Raw genomic sequence first — 19,329 nt, 5'->3', positions numbered from 1 at the left:
ATACTGGAATATACAACCAACCATCGGGAGGCTTTGTCAGCATGTATAAAGTATTGTTGGCTGATGATGAAATGCTGGACCTTGAGGGCATGAAGCAGTTTATCCCCTGGTCTGACCTGGGACTTGAAGTTGTCGCCGCAGTAAGCAATGGATTCTCCGCTTGCGAAGTGCTGGAACGACAGGATATAGATATTTTAGTCACTGATGTGAACATGCCGAATATGACTGGTCTTGAACTAGCTCGAATCGCGATAGAAAAAAGTTCCAATATTCGGATTATTTTTGTAAGTGGGTATCAGGATTTTCATTATGTAAAGCAAGCGCTGTCGCTGAAGGCCTGCAGCTATGTACTTAAGCCTATGGATGATAATGAATTGATCGCATCACTAAAAAGCATTATTCAGGAGCTCATAGAGGAGGAACGCCGCAAGGAGGCTGAGGAGCAATTCGGTCATCTTAAGCCGATGGCCAAGAACGATCTGCTCTTCCGTTTACTTGAAGGTGAGCAGGCCTGGGGAAGAACGAACAGATGATGAAGCTGGTCTCCGCTTACGGACTGAATTATCTGGAAGCTCCGTTATGTGTAGCGGTGTTGGAGATCGATGAGCTGAATCTGCTGTCAGGCCCAAGCGAACGAAACAGGGTTCATGAATCTGCAGACTACTCCTTGCCAGATCAGTGTCTACAGCAGCTACAAGAAATTGTTCAGGATCAGGGAGTGCATTGGTGCAAATTGTCCCGCTACCGGCTGGCGGCCGTGCTTCACAGCCCGCTAATTGAGAGAAGGATTGATAGAATGCGCACTGCTCTGGACCAGGGACTATCCGTACCTATTACAATAGGCCTGGGCAGAAATGTCGACGATATTTTTCAATTATCACTTTCCTATAAAGAGGCGCTTGAAGCGCTGGACGGTAAAATGTTCTTCCGGCGCGGCCAGTTGATCAAGTATGAGGATGTCCGCAAGGCTCCCGAGCTCAAAGATGCCAGAACGCTCGATATTCGCCTAGATGCCCTGTTCAAGGCGATGGTTACTTATGATCTAGTTCGAATCCATGATGAGATCGACAATTTATTTCTGTCTGTATCGACATTGCGATCCAAGTTCACAATCTACAATTTGACCACCTATATCATATTCAAATTGGATCAATATTTACATACCTTAGACCAGGACTTGTTCGAGATGCTTGGGATGGAATTGGATAGTCTTGATGTCGTATTGAAGTTTGAAATGATGGAGGATATCCGTTCCTGGCTAGTAAGACGTGTGTTTGAAATTTCCGAAATGATTCATCAGAAGGAAGAATCCAAAAACAGCCGATTGATCGGGGAAATTATGAAGATTATCAAAGGACGGCTGCATGAGAATATCACTTTGAAGGATATAGCGCAGCAGTTTTCTTCTCTCCGAATTATTTAGGGTATTTATTTAAGGAAGAAGTAGGTAAGAGCTTCAGTGAGGTGCTTGTAACAATGCGTATGGAACGGGCGCGCGAGTTGTTGAAGGATCCAACATTGAAGATTTACGAGGTTGCCGACCAGGTCGGATACCGATATATACCGTATTTCAGTAAACAATTCAGAGAGACCTTCGGAATGACACGGCCGAATATCGCAAACGTGAATGATGATGGAGGGTGAATATGCCAACCCCAAATGTGCAGAGAGCAAAGTTTATACCTTTTGGATATAAGCTGATGTTGACATATATGGTCTTTATCATTATACCGGTCATTGCGATCGGTTATTTCTCACATACGATGTATCAGGACTCGATCCGCAAGCAGACAAGGAGCAATATTCAAGGGACGATTACCCAGATCAAAGATAATATTGAATATAAAATGGACGATGTGGAGCGCATCTCTAATATGCTGTATGATGATTATTCGTTAATTACCGAGCTCAGGAGCTACAAGATGGGATGGGACAACCATGAGCGGATTACGAAAATTATTATGCCTAAATTCGATATTGCTCTAAATGCGACGGGATTGAATATCGCTATGTACATATTTCTTGACAATGACACGCTCCCGGAGAAATATTATGGTTTTATTGATAATGAGAATCCAGATCTCTTAGAACGCATGAAGACCTATAACCTATATCATTTGGACCGTATAGAGGACAAGAACTGGCATCGCAATTTCCCTGCGGAGAAGATAGGGCAGACGATGGTCTGGCAAAAGGTGGAGCGCGACAATGAGCTAGGCCGAATTTCACTGCTCAGACGCCTAGTTGACATGAAAAGTCCATTAAACTTAAAGGAAATTGGATTCATGCGCTTCAGCGTACGCAAACAGGAATTGTTCCAAGCAGTGGATTATACCAAGATTGGTGAGGGCGGTGCTCTTCTTATTAAAGATGAGAACGGGGGTATTATGTATCAATCCGGGAAATTGCCGGATATGATTGATCATGTGAATGGCACTGTGAATCAAAATAATTACCTGGTCATAAAAGATAATGTTGGCCATCAGAATTGGGAACTGGTCGCCTATGTACCGATGACGGTCATGGAACAAGATTCGGCCCGGGTAACAATGTTCATCATCGCGATCTGCCTACTCTGTCTCGTCGTATTTACCTTTGCTGGTATGTTCATTTCACGCTATTTCTCGATTCGGATGAATAAGGTTGTCTCTGTGCTGAACGCCTATCGAGAAGGAGAACTGCATAAGCGGATGGGCTATCACGGGAAAGATGAGTTCTCGGAGATCGCTTTGGCCTTAAATGAGATGGGGCAAAATATCAATCATCTGATTGAGGAAGTATATGTGACCCAGATTGAGAAGAAGAAGCGGAGCTTGAGTCGCTGCAAGCGCAGATCAACCCACATTTTCTGTATAACACATTGTCATCAATCAGCAGACTGGCCAAGTTCGGTCAGATCGACAAGCTGCAGCAAATGGTACTCGATCTGGCCAAGTTTTACCGACTGTCCTTGAATGAGGGGAGAACCTTGATTCCCGTTCGTAGCGAGCTTGAGCAAGCTGAGGCTTACATGAGCATCCAGAAGACGAAATTCGGTGATGCGGTAACGATTGATTATGATATTGATCCGGCCATCGGTAAATATGAGACGATCAAACTGATATTACAACCCTTTATAGAGAATGCGTTCGAGCATGCCCGGATGGGGGATTCCCTCAATATTCGCATTGTCGGCCGTCTTGAAGAGGAACAGATTATATTCAAAATTATCGATAACGGGGTAGGAATGCCTGCGGAAAGGATTAGACAGATCTTCGATCCTATCGAAGGGCTCAACACCGGGTTTGGGATCCGCAATGTGCATAGTCGGATTCAACTTCATTTTGGCAGTGATTATGGGGTAACGATCGGAAGTGGGCGTGGGATCGGTACAACTGTGCAGATCGTTATTCCTGCTAGAAAAATAGGCAAGACATAGATTGATTGGGCCATGGCAGCTGCTTGACGGTATGCCAGGCCCTTTGCTATTATTGGCGTTATCATTTTGTTTACATAATTTAACTTAGTGAGGAATCTGATAGAATACTAACTTCATGAAAGAGAGGCATTCAATGAAATTACACCTGAAGCAGATTCACCCACTATGCTGGACCATTATTGCCGGAACGATCTTCGGCAGGATGGCTACTTCGATGAGTATTCCTTTTTTATCGATTTATTTGATTAGATTTCTGCATGCGACTCCGGCAGAGGCGGGGATGGTCGTCGCGGTCAGCTCTCTGATTGGTGTCTTCGCCAGCTTCTATGGAGGCTATATTTCCGATGTCATCGGGCGTAAGGCGGTTCTATTCATTTCGGTGTTTGGCTGGGTGCTTGTCTTCTTCGGCTTTGCGGCCGCAGACCGAATCTGGCTCTTCTTCATTATGAACGCTCTGAACGGATTATGCCGGGCAATGTTCGAACCAACCTCCAGAGCGCTACTAGCTGATATTACGTCGCGAGAGAGTAAGTTGCTCGTCTTCAATCTCCGTTACGCGGCGATTAATATCGGGGTGGTTATCGGACCACTGCTCGGTATGTGGTTAGGAACGACGCAATCTGGCCTCGGGTTTCTTATCGCGGGTATAGTGTATCTGAGCTATGGGGTAGTTCTAGTCGTACAGTTTTTTGTTCATCGTGAGATCGGCGGTGCGAAGTCATCTGGTAGTGAACGGTTAACACTATCGGAGGCTTTCCGAGTAACAGGTAAAGACCGCACTTTTATGTATGTGCTGATTGGCATGATTTTTTGTGTACTCGGTTACGGGCATTTTGACTCTACGTTAGCTCAGTATATGGAGATGAGTCCATATGTCACAGACGGTGCGAAATGGTTCGGTTATATGATCTCATTGAATGCCGTGGTTGTGCTGATCGTGCAGTTCCCGATTGTCAGATTCGCCAGTCGTTTCTCCCCAGCACTTCCTCTAATAACAGGCAATCTATTAGTTGCTATAAGCATGCTGGTATTTGGTAGCTTCCATCAGATATGGTCATTTATGCTCGGGGTTATCATATTCACGGTCGGGGAGGTGCTGATGTTTACCATGACAGATGTACTTGTCGACCGTATTGCTAAACCAGATTTACGTGGCACCTATTTTGGGATGTTCGGTTTTAACAATTTGGGGAATGTAATGGCTCCATTACTTGGCGGACTGCTGCTTAATTCCTTGGGCGCTGCTTCCGCTACACTGATCTTCGCCATATTGGCGTTAACGACGGTGTGTGGTATTCCCTTCTTGCTCGGAGCACATCGGCAACTGCAACGAACTATTGGGGATACGGAGGCCTAATATCATATTGATGTTGTCGGTGTTAGCCCACACTTCCCTGGGGATATGCGCATATATTGTGCCAACACTACAGGAGGTGAGGCACATTTGGCGACACCAGTCGGATATAAGCAAGCCCGTAAATATGTGAATAAACGTGTTAAAATTAAGATGAAGACGGGCGCAGTTCTGTATGGGACGATCATCAAAGTCTCGGATAAGAAGGTGTATCTCAAGGTGAGCGGGGTTCATCATAAGGGCAGCAAGGCGCACGCTACTTTCTTCCCCTTCATTTTACCGCTCGTATTATTCGATTTGCTGGCTATTATCCTTTTGTTATAAGGATCCGTAAGAAGGACACGTAGAATATATTAAGATTGAGTGCAAAACCGGCGGAGCATATATCCGCAGGTTTTGTTTTTGAGGAAGAGCCAATTCTATGAATTTCTGATATATCATAAAGTTTTTAGTAAATCTATTTTTAACACTTTCATAATACTGTCCAAATACACCAATAGTACCCTATTAGAAATGCCAAGGTATTAAACTAGCTTACATTACGGACTAAGGAGAGTGTTAGGATCTTGAAGATTTTAGTACGAAGCACACGGTGGATTTCATTGCTCGTTATGAGCTGCTTACTGTTAGGACTGGTCGTTCCAGCTGGATTGGCGAAGGCAATGGAAATGGAATTGCAGATCAATCATGTCCCTACTACTGCATATAAGCAGCAGGATTATACGATTGATGCTGCTATTACTAGTGAGGGACAAGCAGTAACGGCAGCGGTGTATTATGTCGTCGATGCACAACCTCAAGCTTCGATTTCACTAGATTGGATAGAAGAGAGTACATATCAGGCTGTTATCCCGGCGGATAAGCTAGACGGTCAGCAGCTCGATTATTATATTGAAGTGACTGAACAGGACGGAGCGCCAGTTCAGTCGGAGACATACCACGTTGAACTGCAGCAGACAAGCGTAGGGATAGAGAGAGGCTAAGCTCTCCCAAACTGTTAATCACGGAGCTAGTGCCGGATACGGACAATGTGTCTGGCTCGGATGCTTATGAATATGTAGAGGTATATAACAATACGGACAAGACGATTCAATTCGGTCAGGACTATTACTTCTATTATAACAATAAAGACAAATGGACACCGGCTTCTAGTATCTCGATTCCAGCACGTTCACCTATTGTATTCTGGATTATGAATGGGGTGAACGAGACGATTGATGAGAGGGACTTTATCCGTAATTTCAATGCGGCTGCTGATCTTGTAGAAGGGGTCAATCTATTCCGGATCAATGGTAACGGGGGGATGGCCAATACCGCATCCCGCAATATTCAAATCCGTAGTGTAGTTGATAACAGTGTGATCGTCTCAGCTTCTTACGATAAAGAACATGTCTCGGTAAATAAGGGGATCGAGTACCAGCTTCCGGATACGAACAGCACGGACATGGTCTTGCTTCCAACCGCCGGGAAGAACCCGGCAACACCAGGGATTGTGCAGGATGAACAGTTGACTCAGAGGTCGCAGGGAACTCTGCCTGAGATTATTCACTCTCCGGTAGGAACTGTAAATGTAAAGGACTTGGAGATCTTGGCCATTGTGAAGAACCTTAACGATGGTGTCAATCCTATTCCGGAAGTCCAGTTACTGTACAAGACGCCTGCACAAGCGCGTTATACAATGATTACTATGAGCAATTCCGGCGGCGAGCAGTATCGCGCTACGATTCCGGCAGTTGCTCTGGTAGAGTCCAAACTAGATTATAAGATCCGTGTTAGAAGCACGGTAGAGAGCTATTCTGTAAACGTGAATACCCCGGAATTTAACGCGGATCAAGCCCCTCAATTGCTGGTGACAGAGCTTGTACCGAACTCAACGAATGTACCGGGACTTCTTCCGATGCTTATGAATTTATCGAAATATATAATAATACCGATCAACCAGTAAACTTCAATAATTATAAAATCTACTATCGCTATCCTGATAAGGGCGTTGGATCAGACGTGAAGTGGGCCTCGACCAAATCTGATTTTGTAATTCCAGCTCAGAAGTCGGTGGTCTTCTGGATCATCAATAGCATGAACAGCGATTATACAGTAGACGATTTCAACAATTTCTATCATACCAATTTAGTACTGAATGATAATCTATTCCAGATTCAGAGCGATGGAATGGCCAACTCAGGCTCCAGAGGCGTCGTGATCAAGACGAATACGGAGCGAGAAGTCTCAGCCGCTTATTATAACAGCGCTATACTCTATGATGGCGGAACTGTGGGAGATGAGACGAAAGAAGATAAGGCAATTGAGTTCAAATATCCTGTAGATGGCAGTACGACAATGATTAAAGTTAGCTCAGGCATCAATGCACCTACCCCTGGCACGGTAGATCCTGCTCAGGTCCCGGCTGTTCCGGTTCATGTGGTTCCAGATACGATCAAACCGGAATTAGAAGACATGACTGGAGTGACTGAAGTTGATCAGGCGGATACGCTCCATTTGAAGGCCTTTGCCAAGGATGATCGGCAGATCGCCTCTGTGCAGGTATTTATTCACTCCGACAAGCAGACGGATTACGTTGGACATAATTTGACAGAGGACTATAACGACAAGCTGTATCACTATAAATTAACATCAGCCGATTTAATCGGTCGCTCCTATATTGAATACTATTTCGTAGTCTCGGACGGTACGAATGAGATTCAGTCTAACCCAATACGGGTTAACGTGGTGGGCGGTCCGGATCATTCACCGCTTCGTCTGAATGTGAAGGATGGGGAGGTTGTCCACGGAGAGTTGACGATCAAAGGTACAGCCGAACAAGCAGGTCCGGATGAATTGCAGCTTCGCGTAGATGGACAAGCCTTGAACAAGCAGAATACTTTCCCGGCGCTCGAGCAGGACGCTTACTTCGTATTTGAAGCGAACAGTGTGGATTATTATTTTAAAAATGCGATTACGATGGGCGATCCAGCATTAAAAGACAAGACGATCTTATATACATTCATGGATCCAATCACCAGTTACACGACACTATCATTCCCGATTGATGCTAGTCGCCTGCAATTGGGAGACGATAATATTATATATATTCGCTCCGGCTCCAAGTCCTCGCCATTTGACGATCGGGTCGAGGAGAACAAGGATGATTTCGAGATTAAAAATGTCAGGCTGCTTCTCGCCGATGGCACAGAAATATGGGATCCAAAATATGCGGTACGCGATAAAGAGATCAAGATGGGAGACAGCTCCGGCAAACAAGAATGGATTGGCTTCCAGTTCAATTTGACGCCAGAGATGCTTAAGTCCAAGGCTTATTCATGGGATACCCGTAAAGTAGCCGATGGAGAGCATACTGTTGAGCTGCTGCATAACACCGATGAATTAACGTCTACGGTTATTGTTGATAATACCGCTCCTTCCATTCAGGCAACTGTGGAGGATGGTAAGGAATATCGCGGTGAGTTCACAATCGATGCGAGTGCGGAGGATCACGGAGCAGGGTTAGATCGGCTTGATGCGAAGCTGGATGATCAATCCATTGCCTTGCCTTATGCCACTTCGTCCGGGAAATTAAAGGGTGGAGAGCATGTTCTCTTCCTGGAAGCCGCCGATAAAGTGGGCAATAAGTCGCAAAAGACTATTCGCTTTAGTGTGCCGAATGAGAATCCGAACCAGCCGGAGCTTGTATCTCCGCAGCAGGGCCAGGAGAAGGTATCGCTTCATCCAGATCTGACTGTGAAAGTGACGGACCCGACTGAAGATCCGATGGATGTATCCTTCTATCGAGGATTTAAATATGACGGAAACCGTTCGGAGGGATTCACAGGTTATAAGAATTCCTCCGATACCGAACCGCCAAAGATGATGGTTCCGCAAGGTGAGCAAGCTTTGACTGCACAGGAATATGAAGATATCCGCGCGGTAGACGGTAAGTATTTGGTGAATGATGCAGTGGATCAGTTCCCATATCAGCGTTATGAGATTACTTTGGATCCGTCTATCAAGCCGTCCGACCAAGTAGATATTGTATGGAACGGGCATTCTCTTGAAGGACGGAAAGTGAGTCTGTATGCTTGGAGCGAGCCTGCTCAGCAATGGAAGCAGCTTGTCTACAAGATTGCTGGAACAGAGGATTTCGAGCTTAGCGCTACTGTTCTCGCAGGCGACTACATGATCAAACAGGCGAAAGCCAATACGATACAGATCATGATTCAAGATGAGATCGCTGCTGCCTCAAAATCAGGGCCGGTCAGTGATGATCCTTATGATTTCTCTTTCTTATGGATGTCGGATACACAGTATTACTCACAGGACTATCCGTATATTTATCAGAAGAATGTGCAGTGGATCGCCGAAAATAAGGATAAGATCAAATTGAAATACGTGATTCACACCGGGGATATCGTTGATAAGGAGTACCAGGAATATCAGTGGCTAGAAGCGGATAAGGATATGAAGGTGCTTGAGGATGCCAACATTCCTTATGGCGTACTGGCTGGCAATCATGATGTAGGCCACCAACAAAATGACTATACAAACTACTGGAAATACTTTGGGGAGGACAGATTCAAGAAGATGCCGACATTCGCCGGCTCGTACGATAATAACCGCGGTCACTATGATCTTGTATCTGCAGGTGGCAATGATTTTATCATCGTCTATATGGGCTGGGGACTGGGTGACAAAGAGATCGAATGGATGAATCAGGTCGTCGCGAAATATCCGGAGAGAAAGGCGATTCTGGCCTTGCATGAATACTTGCTCGTATCGAACAATCGTGCTCCAATCGCGGATCAAATCTTCGAGAAGGTCATTAAACCTAACAAGAACGTAATTGCGGCCTTAAGCGGCCATTATCATGATGCACAGCTGAAAGTCGATGAGTTGGATGATGATGGAGATGGAGTGAGTGATCGTAAGGTATATCAAATGCTCGCCGATTATCAAGGTGCAGAGGAGGGTGGACTGGGATATATCCGCTTGATGCAGTTCGATATGCAAAATAATAAGCTACACATTAAGACTTATTCTCCTTACCTGGATAATTACAACTATTATGACCCGGAGATATACCCGGGTAAAGACGAGTTCTCACTGGATCTTGATCTGCAGCCGAAGATGAAGCGTGTCGCCACAGATTATATCGGCGTTAAGGTTTATACTGATCAGCTTATCGGACAAAAGGTGCAGGTAGAGAGCGGTACAAATGCTTCAGTAACCTGGAACGGTCTAACATCCGACCGTTATTACCAGTGGTATGCTAGAGCGAATGACGGGTTCAGCGGCAGTGCTACATCCGATATCTGGGGATTCTATACAGGGAGCGCAACAGAGCCAAGTCGTCCTGATCCTGATCCGAAGCCAGACCCAATTCCAAATCCGGGAACATCAACTCCGGGCTCAGGCAACAATGGAGGAAGTACCCCAAATCCGGATCCCCTAAGCCAGCTGAAAGATGGAGTTATTGTAGCTGAAGCGGGTAAAGATGGCGCTTATTTTGTCAGTAAGCCAGTTCTGGAGCAAGCGTTCCAAGCCGCAGATGGAACAATCCTAATTCAATTGCAGGGTGCGGGTGAGACGGCCAAGCTTGATTTGGACGCAGCACTATTAGGACAATTACAACAGCGCAAGCTGATGATTCGAATTGAAGCCGGGTCTGTTAGTCTCACGATTCCTGCAACGTCACTGACGAGCGATGCAATCGAAGCGGATAAGGTCACTTTGTATATCGAGACGATTACCAATGCATCTCTTCAAACTGATTTACAAAAAGTTTTAAACAGTAATCCAGATTATCGCTCCGCGGGTCTTGTCTATACACTGCGAATGATTGCCGTGAAAGCAGGCCAAGAGATACCAATTGAGCGTCTTGGTGGACCAGTTAAGGTAAAGAGAACACTCGCTCCAGAACAGCTTAACTGGGACTATGCCGGTATTTATCGGATTTCTGGCGGTCAATCTGCATATTTAGGCTGTACCTTTGATCAAGGCAGCCTGGAATTTACAACCGATCAGCTATCATCATTCGCTGTACTTGAGTACCATAAGACTTTTGCGGATGTAATAGGTAACTGGGCCCAGGATTTCATTCAGAAGCTGACGGCCAAGCATGTGATCACCGGCGTTGATTCGCAGCATTTCCAGCCAAATCAGAAGATTAGCCGTGCCGACTTCGTCACGCTTCTCGTCCGGGCATCGGGGGTGCAAGCGAAAGAAGGAGCTTCGCCATTTAATGATGTAGCCTTGAACACCTACTACGGAGGTTATGTGACAGTGGCTGCAGAGCTTGGACTAATCCAAGGAAGCGGAGGAGCATTCCGTCCTCAGGCAGAGATTACGCGTGAGGAAGCGGCTGTTGTTATTGACCGCTGGATGTCTACTTGCATAAATCTTCGGTAGGCACGGTAGATACGGTCTTCACAGATAGCGCTGAGATCTCAGCTTGGGCGAAGGAAGCGGTCAATCGTCTGCAGGCGCAAAATATCATCAATGGCAAAGGCAATCATCAATTTGACCCGCAGGGCGAGCTTACTCGTGCGGAAGTTGCTAAAATGATCTATGTTGCTATGAACCGATAATCAATCAAAGAGGGTGTCCCTTCAAGCCATGACCATGGCCCGGGGACACCCTCTTTTTTCGTATATCAGAAATAGTTCATACCCATCGCTTCTCGAACTTCCTGCATGGTCTCTCGGGCGATCTCACAGGCCTTGCGTGTTCCCGAGCCGAGTATATCATCAACATCACCTGGTCTGGATTCGTAGAAGGAACGGCGTTCACGCATTGGTTCCAACAGGATGTTCAGCGCTGTGCAAAGTCGCTCCTTGCACTCGGTACAACCGATCGTTCCTTTAGTGCATTCAGCGTGAATCTCGGCAGCCCCTTCGGGCCGGAAAGCATGATGATAGGCGTAGATTGGACAAATATCCGGAAGCAGCCCTAGTTCGGCAGTTGATCGAACTAAGGCTGCTAGAGTAATTCAGATATGACTTACAGCCAATCGTTGAATTTACGGATATACCACTTCTTGATAATTTGGGTTAACACGCAGTAGCACAACAAGGTTACTACGAGCCAAGGGAAATAACTCATCGGCAATGGCTCAAGACCGAGGCTAGATCCGAAGCTGCTGAATGGAATGAAAATACCCAATCCCATGATCAAAGCGGTTAACAGAATGACAGGGGCACTGGCTCTGCTTTGCAAGAACGGTATTTTCTCGGTCCGGATCATGTGAACGATGAGCGTTTGTGACAGCAAACCTTCAATAAACCATCCAGATTGGAACAGAGTTTGATGATCGATGGAGTTCGCCGAGAAGATATACCACATTAATGCATAGGTTGTGATATCAAAAATGGAACTGATCGGACCAATAAATATCATGAATCGGCTAACAGATTTAGCATTCCATTTTTGTGGCTTACGCAAATATTCTTTATCCATTCGATCCCAAGGGATGGAGAGCTGCGAAATATCATAAAACAAATTTTGAATCAGCAAATGAATAGGCAGCATCGGAAGAAAAGGAATAAAGGCGCTAGCAACCAGCACGCTGAACACATTTCCGAAGTTCGAGCTCGCTGTCATTTTGATATATTTGATCATGTTGCCGAAGGTGATACGACCTTGAATGACGCCTTGCTCCAAGACCATTAAGCTCTTCTCGAGCAGAATAATATCTGCAGATTCCTTAGCAATATCGACGGCCGTATCTACGGAAATCCCTACATCTGCTTCTTTTAAAGATACGGCGTCATTGATTCCGTCTCCCATAAAGCCGACAGTATGCCCCTTGCTCTTTAATACCCGAACGATTCTTGCTTTTTGCAATGGATTCACCTTGGCAAATACCGTTGTCCGCTCTGCAACTTCAGCAAGCTGTTCATCTGTTAATTCATCAATGGCGCTGCCTAGCAGCAAATCGTTGATCTTAATTCCTACATCTTTACAAACCTTTCTGGTAACTGCTTCATTATCGCCTGTGATTACCTTTACTTCGATGCCGTTTTCTTTAAGGGCAAGAATGGCTGTTTTGGCAGTTTCCTTTGGTGGATCAAGGAAAGCAAGGAAGCCGACAAGAACAAGCTCCTTCTCATCCGCTACACCGTAGGCTTCTTCTCTGGCTCCGCTATGTTTTACGGCAACAGCAAGTACCCGCAAGCCGTCATGATTCATGTGATCGACGAGGCTTTGTACTTTGTTGATATATTCCTCAGTCAATGGGATATATGCTCCGTTCTCCTCTACATATGAACAGATACCAAGTACTTCTTCCATCGCTCCCTTACAGACTAGGGTGTGGCCGTTTCCTTTTTTCTCAAGCACGACCGACATGCGACGGCGGTTAAAATCAAATGGAATTTCATCGATTTTAATATAGTTATCCTCTACTCCTGTAATTTGGTTAAGCTCGGCATGCTCCAGCACGGCGACGTCGAGCAGATTTTTAAGTCCGGTTTGATGATGGCTGTTCAAATACGCGTATTCTAGCACCTTCTTATTTTCATTGCCTGTAATGTCTAGATGCTTTTCGAGAATAATTTTATCTTGGGTTAATGTTCCCGTTTTATCGGTGCACAGAATATCCATCGCGCCTAAGTTTTGGATCGCATTAAGGCGCTTCACAACCACTTTATTTTTAGCCATGGTAGCTGCACCCTTAGCGAGATTTCCGGCGACAACTACAGGCAACATTTCTGGGGTCAATCCTACTGCAATTGATAAGCCAAACAAGAGGGCGTCCCACCAGTCCCCTTTGGTGAACCCATTGATGACAAAAATAATAGGAACCATGATCATCATAAAGCGAACCAGGACGAAGGTAATGCTCTTAATGCCTTTATCAAAGCTAGTGAGAGGCGGTTTTCCGACAAGTGTACTGGCCATCGATCCGAAGTAAGTATCGGATCCGGTCGATAAGACAACGCCGGTGGCCGAACCACTGATGATATTGGTGCCCATATAACAAATATTGTTAAGCTCTAGAGCATTCAGCGGTTTATTATGCGGCTTGTTATACATCTTTAATGTTCCGCGCGGAATTGTATCCAACTTCTCAACAGGCATAGCTTCCCCGGTCAGAGCTGATTCACCAACGTGTAAATCTTTAGACTGGAGTAGCCTTACATCAGCAGGTACCATGTCGCCTGCCGATAAATGAATAATGTCGCCAGGTACTAGAAGCTCCATATCGATTTCTTTTTGTGCCGATTGACGGGTCACGGCTGAGGTTGTTTTAACCATCGCCTTTAGTTTCTCTGCTGTCCGCGACGAACGAAACTCTTGCGTAAATGTAATGATAACGCTGATGGTAACCATCGTAGTGATGATGACGACCGCTTCAATATCATCGTCCATGAAATAGGAGAATGCAGCCAGGAATAGCAAGATCAGAATAAACGGATTTTTAAAGCAGGCAAGCAGTTGGATATACCAAGCTGGTGTCTTATCGTGGGCAATCTCATTTTTTCCGGTTGTCTCAAGTCTTTTTTTAGCTTCCGCTTCACTAAGTCCTTGATGCTGGGTCTGGAGATCATCCAGAATATCCTCTTCCATAGAAATCGATGCTTGAATGAGACGTTCAGCAATTTCTTTCGTCATTTTGTCTTTTTTCAACTTGTTCAATTTGTTCATAACAATTCCTCCTTGGGCGTACGATACGCCGCTTACTCAGTTCAGTTGGGAGGACACAAAAAAAGGCCCTCTCTGTTTCCAGAGAGAGCCTGATCTGAACCGTTCCGATGCATTACCATGTCATATACGCGTACTTAAATAGACCCTTGAGAAAAGATTTTTTTCGCGGGAGGAATAAGTAAGGTATTGATAGGAGGGCAAGTGAACGTATCTCCCCCAGTACAGATTTGAAAGTGAATTTACATAATCGATAACTCGGACTACTGTCCACTGTTTGTTCCCCCTTTTGCATTAAAAAACCCTCCAGGCATTCACCTAGAGGGATTAGTAGACACACAAATAAACTGAGCCTGCTTCCCCCTAGTCGAGTTTTGGCACTATACAACGTAAAGAAAGTCGAGCTTCGACCTCTTAGCCACCTTATGAAAAGCCTTAATCCGGCAATCCCTGTTCTACCCATAGGCATCTTTCGATATTTCTGGGCAGTGGCCTGTGTTTATATAGGAGCCTCACCTAACGAGGACGTCTTTAATTTCCAACGTCATCGTAGACCTTATTTTTTCATTTGTCAACATCTTTTTTTGTATTAAATCGAATGAAAAATGAATGCTGAAAGCCAAATTGAATGATCTGACATACAGTATGCTGTACTCCTACAAACTGTTCTATAGGCTATTTCATCGTTTTTAGATCAGTCGTTGCCCTTGTATTCGCCTGATTTATGTACAGCCCTCTCCGGCTTGTCAAGCTAGTCTGCATAATCGGCCAAGTTCCCTCATAGACATGTATCAGTTTAGGAAATCAAACTGCAGAGGGGATGATCTCATGCGTCGGATCACGTGGATGCTGACTATCATAATAGTGTTTAGCATCGTAATGACCGCATGCGGGAAAAAGACGCCGCAGGTGTCGTTAAGGATTTGGACAAAGTCGTAACTAAATTAGAGAGCTACCAGACTTCAGGGACGATGACCTTGTATACCGGTGATACTCCACAGGAATACAAGGTGGAGGTATGGCATCAGAAGCCATCGTACTACCGGATAGCACTCACGAACGCCCAGAAAAATGTCACTCAGATCGTGCTACGCAACGATCAGGGCGTCTATGTACTGACGCCGAGCCTCAACAAGAGCTTCCGCTTCCAAAGTGACTGGCCGGAGAATCAAGGCCAGGTGTATTTGTACCAGACGTTGATACGCAGCATTCTAAGCGATAGCTCAAGGCAGTTTGTAAGTGATAAGGACAATTATGTATTCGATGTAGCGGCGAATTACAATACCCATGCTTTAGTACGCCAGAAGATTTGGCTGAGCAAAGAGAACTATGCTCCGAAGCAGGTTCAGGTATCGGATGCCCAGGCTAAAGTTGTTGTACAAGTGAAGTTCGATAAGTTTGACTTTAATCCCAAATTCGATGACAAGTCATTTGATATGCAGCGTAACTTAGAAAAAGCCGCACAGGATTCGAAGGGTACCTTGCTTGAGGTTGATGAGAACGGAATGCTGATCGAGAAGGTACCGTCGGCTGATGAGACAGGGGCAGGAATGGGAACAGATTCACCGGACGCTGCGGTGGGAGGACAAGGGACAGAAGAACCATCTTTGCCTGCACTGTCAGAACCGTTCGGAGTCATAGTTCCGACTTATTACCCAGAAGGAGTAATATATAAGGACAGTAAGGCAACGGAAGACAGTGATCGCAGTATTGTCATACAAAGATATGATGGGGCCTATCAATATACGATCACTGAGACAAGAGCGGCCGATCGAGCTACATCGCTTGTTCAAAGTGAAGTGGTAGACCTGGGCTTCACGACGGGGTGGCTCACAGGCGATGATTTGCAGACCTTGACCTGGACGATTGATGGACTTGAATTCCGAATTACAAGTGATAATCTACCTGTTACAGAGATGGTGAAGATCGCATCCTCGATGCAGGATCAGACAGGTAAATAATGGCAAAAAAGGCGGTATACGGTTTAGCCCGACGAAGTTTTTCCCGGCGGGACAGCGTATTTCCGTCTTTTTTATTCTTGTCCAAAATATTACTTCACATAATTGCAAATATGGGGCTTGTAGCGGAATTGACATGAGAACCTCATAACATTACGATAATTGTATCGTTTGGCATGGACTTTTTTAAAACAATGGAGAAGGTGACTTGAAAGTGCAAGTAAACTATCGACCACACGAGCGGAAATAGATCTGGATTTACTCGGTGCCAATTATGAAGCATTTCGAGGCAGACTGCCTGAAGGAATCAAGCTGTTAGCTTGCGTAAAGGCAAATGCTTATGGTCACGGAGCAGTTCCGATCTCCCGAGAGCTCGAGGCGCTGGGAGCAGATTATCTTAGCGTTGCATTCTTGGACGAAGCATTAGAGCTAAGAAACGCGGGAATTACCCTGCCGATTCTGATCCTCGGATATACGCCCCCGCATGGAGTGCGTATCGCTTGGGAACACGATATTACGATTACCGTGTTCAGTGAGGAAGTACTTGATACGATTGCGACGCTGGATCCAGTAGAATTTACGAATGAGCTGAAGGTCCATATCAAAATTGATTCCGGCATGGGACGTCTTGGTCTGAAGCCGGGAAAGAAGCCGTTGATTTCATTCGTCGGGCGATGCAAATACCGCATGTGGAAGTGGAAGGGATGTTTACCCATTTTGCAACCGCGGATGAAAGAGACAAAAGCTATACATTGGAACAATACGAACGTTTTCAGGGCATGGTAGATGCGCTTCGGGATCAAGGAATGCATATTCCTATAATACATACGGGCAATAGCGCTATCGCAATCGATGTACCGGAATTGACCTGCCAGATGGCTCGAGTCGGTATTGCTTTATATGGTCTGTATCCTTCAGACGAAGTTATGAAGGAGCAGATTCAGTTGAAGCCGATCTTGTCGTTGAAGACGCAGGCTGTCTGGGTAAAAACGGTACCGCCCGGTTCAGCCATTAGCTACGGGGCCAAGTATGTCACCGATGCAGAAGAGAGAATTGCTACTCTTCCGATCGGCTACGCTGATGGTTATTCCCGGATGCTGAGCGGTAAGGCGCAGGTATTGATACGCGGACGCCGTGCCCCTGTTGTAGGAACGATTTGTATGGATCAATGTATGGTGTCATTACAATCTTTGGCTGAAAATGCTGAAGAAATTCAAGCCGGCGAAGAGGTTGTACTCATCGGTCATCAATTAGGCGAGGAAATTACCGCTGAAGAGTTGGCTGATTTGCTTGGAACGATTAATTATGAACTGGTATGTATGTTGGCTCATCGAGTTGCACGGGTATATACACGCCAAGGTGTGACGGAATTAGTGCTAAATCCGCTGCTTTCGTAAAAACCTGACAAAAACCTACAAAACTTTTTATGACATGGAAGGATTTTATGCCAAGGTTATCGAATGATAAAAATATGGAAAGAATCAGGTATGTACGCTACTATCATTTTTGTTTATAATGATATGCAGCATACTTGATATACTCTCGGCATATATTTTCTTGTATAAATTCCCTTGAATAATGCTATACTGAGTTTTAATGCAAGGGTTATGGGTCGATAAGGTTTTGGGGGTGGAAGTAAAGGTGGCCAATATGCACAATACCAAACGAATCATGATCAGTTTACCGGATCATCTTTTACAGGAGGTAGATGGGATCGTGGCGATGGAGAATTCCAATCGCAGCGAATTGATTCGACAAGCCATGAAGCTGTATCTGAATGAGCGGAAGAAGAGATTTATTCGCGAGTCGATGCAGCGGGGTTATATGGAAATGGCAAAAATTAACCTATCCATGGCCTCTGAAGCGTTCCAAGCAGAGGAAGATGCAGACATCACTCTGGACCGCCTAGTAAGCGGGGTGTAACCATTGATCGTAAAGCGCGGTGACGTATTCTTTGCAGACCTTTCCCCTGTAGTTGGTTCTGAACAGGGAGGGGTAAGACCGGTGCTAATCATCCAGAACGATATCGGCAATCGATTTAGCCCTACGGCGATCGTTGCTGCCATCACAGCTCAAATTCAAAAGGCAAAGCTGCCGACTCACGTTGAAATTGACGCAGCGACGCACGGATTTGATCGTGATTCCGTCATTTTGCTGGAACAGATTCGAACGATCGACAAACAAAGATTAACCGATAAAATCACACATTTAGACGATGAGACGATGAAGAAAGTAAATGATGCATTGTTGATCAGTCTAGGTTTGATTGATTTTTAATGATATAGCTTGGAGGCGGAAGCCTTCGAGCTAGCACCCGATGATTCGGGTGCTTTTTTCTTTATGGGTGAACGAACAGAACCCCTATCTATGGATTAACCATAGGTAGGGGTTCTGTATGACTTATAAGAGTATGTCTGTCTATTAACCGGCTGAATCGGTACGTAATGCATAAATCGGGCGAAGCTTAGCCGCTTTATTCGCTGGGATCATGCCGAAGATGATTCCGATCAACAAGGAGAAGCCGAATGAAATCGTTACGATATAGTAGGGAACGGTCGTAGTTAGGGAGGTGTAATGACCGATCAGGGCGCTTCCCCCATAGCCTAACCCAATTCCAACGATTCCGCCAAATCCGCTAAGGAAAGTGGATTCTACCATAAATTGCAGCAGTATATTCCGTTTTTTTGCTCCTATTGCTTTTCTAATACCAATCTCCCTCGTTCTTTCGCTGACGGATACGAGCATAATATTCATAATTCCTATTCCGCCTACTAAGAGCGAAATGCCGGCGATTCCACCTAAGGCTAGTGAGAGAGTCTGTGTCGTGGAATTCAGGGTATCTAGCATATCCTGTGAATTGAAAATGTTATAAGAATTGTTCGCATTCTGGAATTTTTTATCCAGATCCGACTGCAGCGCCGTTTTTACACTGCTTATTTGCTTCGAATCATCGACTTGCACTGTTA

General features: G+C 45.3%; 13 protein-coding genes, 3 pseudogenes and 1 riboswitch. Of the genes and pseudogenes, 13 read left to right on the top strand and 3 right to left on the bottom strand.

The features are described from left to right. Positions 1-41: 41 nt before the first annotated feature. From RE628_RS29785 to RE628_RS21975, 9 genes and pseudogenes are all read left to right on the top strand, one after another. Positions 42-1,631, top strand: a pseudogene (locus tag RE628_RS29785) (response regulator). Between the two features lie 15 nt (positions 1,632-1,646). Then, positions 1,647-2,954 carry a cache domain-containing sensor histidine kinase gene (locus tag RE628_RS22010; RefSeq protein WP_309155043.1) on the top strand — a complete coding sequence of 436 codons (1,308 nt, stop codon included), beginning with the start codon at positions 1,647-1,649 and terminating at the stop codon, positions 2,952-2,954. Next, positions 2,861-3,418 carry a sensor histidine kinase gene (locus RE628_RS22005; RefSeq protein WP_309155042.1) on the top strand — a complete coding sequence of 186 codons (558 nt, stop codon included), beginning with the start codon at positions 2,861-2,863 and terminating at the stop codon, positions 3,416-3,418. Before RE628_RS22010 ends, RE628_RS22005 begins: the two co-directional genes overlap by 94 nt. Before the next feature lie 133 nt (positions 3,419-3,551). Further along, positions 3,552-4,775, top strand: coding sequence for an MDR family MFS transporter (locus tag RE628_RS22000; RefSeq protein ID WP_309155040.1), 1,224 nt, complete (start codon positions 3,552-3,554; stop codon positions 4,773-4,775). Positions 4,776-4,862: 87 nt separating this feature from the next. Then, the gene (locus RE628_RS21995; protein ID WP_309155039.1) at positions 4,863-5,096 is read left to right on the top strand and encodes a hypothetical protein; all 234 of its coding nucleotides are present in this window, start codon (positions 4,863-4,865) and stop codon (positions 5,094-5,096) included. Positions 5,097-5,338: 242 nt separating this feature from the next. Next, entirely contained in the window at positions 5,339-5,755 is a 417-nt protein-coding gene (locus RE628_RS21990; RefSeq protein WP_309155038.1) for a hypothetical protein, read from the top strand. A 29-nt stretch (positions 5,756-5,784) separates the two neighbouring features. Next, a complete protein-coding gene (locus RE628_RS21985; RefSeq protein ID WP_309155037.1) occupies positions 5,785-6,717 on the top strand; it encodes a lamin tail domain-containing protein in 933 nt (310 codons plus the stop codon). A 56-nt stretch (positions 6,718-6,773) separates the two neighbouring features. Further along, positions 6,774-11,171, top strand: coding sequence for an S-layer homology domain-containing protein (locus tag RE628_RS21980; RefSeq protein WP_309155036.1), 4,398 nt, complete (start codon positions 6,774-6,776; stop codon positions 11,169-11,171). Continuing rightward, entirely contained in the window at positions 11,153-11,350 is a 198-nt protein-coding gene (locus tag RE628_RS21975; RefSeq protein WP_309155035.1) for an S-layer homology domain-containing protein, read from the top strand. Before RE628_RS21980 ends, RE628_RS21975 begins: the two co-directional genes overlap by 19 nt. Before the next feature lie 65 nt (positions 11,351-11,415). Here the strand turns inward: RE628_RS21975 and RE628_RS21970 are convergent, their stop codons facing one another. Continuing rightward, a complete protein-coding gene (locus RE628_RS21970) occupies positions 11,416-11,556 on the bottom strand; it encodes a tryptophanyl-tRNA synthetase (RefSeq protein ID WP_309155034.1) in 141 nt (46 codons plus the stop codon). Positions 11,557-11,762: 206 nt separating this feature from the next. After that, positions 11,763-14,408, bottom strand: a complete 2,646-nt coding sequence (gene mgtA, locus RE628_RS21965) for a magnesium-translocating P-type ATPase (RefSeq protein WP_309155033.1) — start codon at positions 14,406-14,408, stop codon at positions 11,763-11,765. Between the two features lie 350 nt (positions 14,409-14,758). Then, positions 14,759-14,936, bottom strand: a riboswitch (M-box (ykoK) riboswitch). 297 nt (positions 14,937-15,233) lie between these two features. Between mgtA and RE628_RS21960 the strand changes: the two are divergent. The 4 genes and pseudogenes from RE628_RS21960 (at position 15,234) to RE628_RS21945 (ending at position 18,640) form a co-directional block, all read left to right on the top strand. Next, a pseudogene (locus tag RE628_RS21960) lies at positions 15,234-16,366 on the top strand (outer membrane lipoprotein carrier protein LolA). Positions 16,367-16,609: 243 nt separating this feature from the next. Beyond that, positions 16,610-17,760 (top strand): annotated as a pseudogene (alr, locus tag RE628_RS21955) (alanine racemase). Between the two features lie 244 nt (positions 17,761-18,004). Beyond that, positions 18,005-18,286, top strand: coding sequence for a CopG family ribbon-helix-helix protein (locus RE628_RS21950; protein ID WP_082790021.1), 282 nt, complete (start codon positions 18,005-18,007; stop codon positions 18,284-18,286). Between the two features lie 3 nt (positions 18,287-18,289). Continuing rightward, the gene (locus RE628_RS21945; RefSeq protein ID WP_068779893.1) at positions 18,290-18,640 is read left to right on the top strand and encodes a type II toxin-antitoxin system PemK/MazF family toxin; all 351 of its coding nucleotides are present in this window, start codon (positions 18,290-18,292) and stop codon (positions 18,638-18,640) included. A 144-nt stretch (positions 18,641-18,784) separates the two neighbouring features. On the opposite strand, the gene RE628_RS21940 is transcribed toward RE628_RS21945, so the two are convergent. Then, positions 18,785-19,324: an ABC transporter permease gene (locus RE628_RS21940; RefSeq protein WP_309155031.1), complete on the bottom strand. Its 540-nt coding sequence runs from the start codon at positions 19,322-19,324 to the stop codon at positions 18,785-18,787. Positions 19,325-19,329: the final 5 nt, after the last annotated feature.

This window comes from Paenibacillus sp. D2_2 (assembly GCF_031199965.1).
Lineage (GTDB): Bacteria > Bacillota > Bacilli > Paenibacillales > Paenibacillaceae > Fontibacillus.
Note: the sequence above shows the minus strand (reverse complement) of the source record. Positions and strands in the feature narration are given on the sequence as shown.